The 3,423-nt window shown below is 76.1% G+C and carries 5 protein-coding genes; all 5 read left to right on the forward strand.

Annotated elements, in window-relative coordinates:
• A partial coding sequence (locus tag DLJ47_RS24560; RefSeq protein WP_109903196.1) for a lysylphosphatidylglycerol synthase domain-containing protein occupies positions 1–655 on the forward strand: 655 nt, incomplete at its 5' end.
• 11 nt (positions 656–666) lie between these two features.
• Positions 667–1,323 (forward strand): GTP cyclohydrolase II, encoded by a 657-nt coding sequence (locus tag DLJ47_RS24565; protein WP_109903198.1) that lies wholly within the window; start codon positions 667–669, stop codon positions 1,321–1,323.
• A complete protein-coding gene (locus DLJ47_RS24570) occupies positions 1,316–2,008 on the forward strand; it encodes a RibD family protein (protein ID WP_109903200.1) in 693 nt (230 codons plus the stop codon). Before DLJ47_RS24565 ends, DLJ47_RS24570 begins: the two co-directional genes overlap by 8 nt.
• A 105-nt stretch (positions 2,009–2,113) precedes the next feature.
• Positions 2,114–3,142, forward strand: a complete 1,029-nt coding sequence (locus DLJ47_RS24575) for an LLM class F420-dependent oxidoreductase (protein WP_109903202.1) — start codon at positions 2,114–2,116, stop codon at positions 3,140–3,142.
• Positions 3,143–3,237: 95 nt separating this feature from the next.
• The coding region (locus DLJ47_RS24580; protein ID WP_146228189.1) for an adenosylhomocysteinase at positions 3,238–3,423 on the forward strand (186 nt) is incomplete at its 3' end.

Here is a 3,423-nt window from a genome sequence, read left to right on the forward strand (position 1 = left end):
GCCCGGCGGGGTGCTCGGCGACGTGCACCGGGCGGTGCGGCATGGGCGGGACGTCGGCGACGTCGGCCGGGGTATCCGCGCGGTGGTCTGGGAACGCGTCGCCGGCCAGGCCGTGCTCGTCGGGGTCGCGCTGGTGGTGCTGCTGGCCTTTCCGTCCCCGGTGCGGCCGTACCTGCCGGTGGCCACCGCGTCGGCGGTGCTGGCCGGGCTGGTGGTGGCGCTGCTGGCCCGCGCGCTGCCCCGCTCCGGGCCGTCGCGGTGGGCGCGGGCGCTGCGCACCGCGGCGGCCGACGTCCGCGCCGGGCTGCTCGCCCGGCGGACCTGGCTGGGTGTGCTGACCGCCTCCGCCGTCGCGGTGGCCGGTCACCTGGCGACGTTCCTGCTCGCGGCCCGCACCGCCGGTTCCACCGCGCCGCTGACCCTGCTGGCGCCGCTGACCCTGCTCGCCCTGCTGGCGATGGGGGTGCCCGCCAACGTCGCCGGTTTCGGGCCACGCGAGGGCGTGGCCGCGTGGGCGTTCGGCGCTGCCGGCCTGACCGCCGCCGAGGGGGTCGCCACCGCGACGGTGTACGGGGCGCTCGTGCTGGTCGCGAGCCTGCCCGGCGCCGCCGTGCTGGTGGCCCGCCGTGTCCGCGTGCCCGCCGGCACCGTCTGATGAGGAGTTCCATGTCCGAACCACTGCCACCCGCCACCGTCCGGACCCAGGTCACCGTCCCGCTGCGGTTCCCCGACGGGTACGCCACGGACGCCCGGGTGTTCACCTTCGACGGCCTGGCCGACGGTCGGGAGCACCTGGCGTTCGGGCTGGGGGACTGGCCGGGGGCGCGCGACCGGGGTGCCGCCGGCGGCGCCCCGCCGCTGGTCCGGCCGCACAGCGAGTGCCTGACCGGCGACGTCTTCGGCAGCCAGCGCTGCGACTGCGGACCGCAGCTGCGGGAGGCGGCCGAACGGATCAGCGACCGGGGTGGCTTCCTGCTCTACCTGCGTCAGGAGGGCCGAGGCATCGGCCTGTACGCGAAGCTCGACGCGTACGCGCTGCAGGACGCCGGGCTGGACACCTACGAGGCGAACGAGGCGCTCGGCCACCGGCCGGACGAGCGGGACTACACGGTGGCCGCGCAGATGCTGGCCGCCCTGGGCGTGCCCCGGATCGCGCTGCTGAGCAACAACCCGGACAAGGCCGCGCAGCTGCGCCGGCACGGCGTGACGGTCACCGGGCGGGTCGGCACCGGGGTGTACCTCTCCCCGGCCAACGCCGGCTACCTGGCGACCAAGGCCAGCCGCGGCGCGCACGCCCTCGACCTCCCGCTGGTCCGTGACTGAGCGCCCGTACGTCGTGCTCAGCTGCGCGACGTCGATCGACGGCTACCTCGACGACGCCAGCGAGCAGCGGCTGCTGCTGTCCAACGCGGCGGACCTGGACCGGATCGACGGGGTCCGGGCCGGCTGCGACGCCATCCTGGTCGGCGCCGGCACGGTCCGGCGCGACGACCCGCGGCTGCTGGTGCGCTCGGCGCAGCGCCGGGCCGCCCGCGCCGACCGTGGCCTGCCCGCCTCGCCGACCCGGGTGACCCTGACCGCGACCGGTGACCTCGACCCGGCCGGCCGGTTCTTCACCGTCGGCGAGACCGACCGGATCGTCTACTGTGCCGCCGCCGCGGTGGAGAAGACCCGCGACCGGCTCGGCGAGCTGGCCGAGGTGGTGGACGCGGGCGAGCCGGTCGACCCGGCGTGGCTGCTGGCCGACCTGTCCGCCCGGGGCGTACGCCGGCTGATGGTGGAGGGCGGCGCCAACGTGCACCGGCAGTTCCTCACCGCCGGGCTCGCCGACGAACTGCACCTGGTGGTCGCGCCGTTCTTCGTCGGTGACTGCCGCGCGCCCCGGTTCGTCGGCGACGGCCAGTTCCCGTGGCACCCCGGCCGGCGGGCCCGGGTCGCCGAGGTACGCCAGATCGGCGACGTGGTGCTGGTGCGCTACGCCCTGTCGGACCGCTGCGCCGAGGGCTGACCGGTCGGTCGCGGTTGACGACGCCGCCACCCGGCGGCGAAGGTGGCGGGAACCGGCGACGCGGAAGCCCGGCGCGTGCCGCATCCACCACCACGAGGGGGTCCCGTGCGGCTGAGTGTCATCCTGCCCTACGCCGGCGACGTCCGGGCCACCGTCGAACGCGCGGTCGCCTGGGAGCAGGCCGGCGTCGACGTGCTCTGGGTGCCGGAGGCGTACGGCTTCGACGCGGTCAGCGTGCTGGGTTTCCTGGCGGCCCGGACCCGGCGGGTCGGCCTCGGGTCGGCGATCCTGCCGATCTACACCCGCACCCCGGCCCTGCTCGCGCAGACCGCCGCCGGGCTGGACGCGCTCTCCGGCGGCCGGGCGCTGCTCGGCATCGGCGCCTCCGGACCGCAGGTGGTGGAGGGCTGGCACGGGGTCGCCTACGACCACCCGGTGGGGCGTACCCGGGAGGTGGTCGAGCTGTGCCGGCGGGCGTGGCGCCGGGAGACGCTGCGCTCCGAGGGCCACTACCGGCTGCCGCTCCCGCCCGAGCGGGGCACCGGGCTGGGCCGGCCGCTGAAGTTGCTGACCCGCCCGGTGCGGGAGCGGATTCCGATCTACGTGGCGTCGCTCGGCCCGGCCAACGTCCGGATGACCGCGGAGGTCGCCGACGGCTGGCTGCCGGCGCTGTTCCTGCCCGAGAAGGCGGCGCAGGTGTGGGGGGAGGCGTTGGCGGCCGGCGCGGCGAAGCGCTCCGGCGACCTCGACCCGCTGGAGGTGGTCGGCGGCGGCCCGTTCGCCATCGGGTCGGACCTGGCCGCGGCGCGCGAGCACGCCCGCCGCTGGATCGCCCTCTACGTCGGCGGGATGGGCGCCCGTGGCCGCAACTTCTACCACGACCTGGTGGCCCGGTACGGCTACCCGGCCGAGGCGGACCGGATCCAGGAGCTGTACCTGGCCGGGCGCAAGGCGGAGGCGGCCGCCGCCGTGCCGGCCGAGCTGCTGGAGGCGGTCTGTCTGATCGGCCCGCCCGGTCACGTCCGCGAGCGGATTGCGGCGTACGCGGCGGTCGGCGTCACCATGCTCCAGCTCGCGCCGGTCGGCCCGGACCCGCTGCGCGAACTGGCCGCCGTGCGGGAGCTGCTGCCGTAGCTGTTCAAGCGTGGAATTTCGCCGGACGACCGGCGGGGCGACCCGGCGTTACGGTGGGGCACCGTTCCGTGTCCACCGTCCGATTCGGAGAGTCCATGACCACGACCCAACCGTTGACCGTCGTCGCCGACCCCACCGGCCCCGGCCGGGACTTCAAGGTGGCGGATCTGTCGCTCGCCGAGTTCGGGCGCAAGGAGATCCGGCTTGCCGAGCATGAGATGCCGGGTCTGATGGCGATTCGTCGTGAGTTCGCCGAGGCGCAGCCGCTTGCTGGCGCTCGG

Source organism: Micromonospora sp. S4605 (assembly GCF_003176715.1).
GTDB lineage: Bacteria > Actinomycetota > Actinomycetes > Mycobacteriales > Micromonosporaceae > Micromonospora > Micromonospora echinaurantiaca.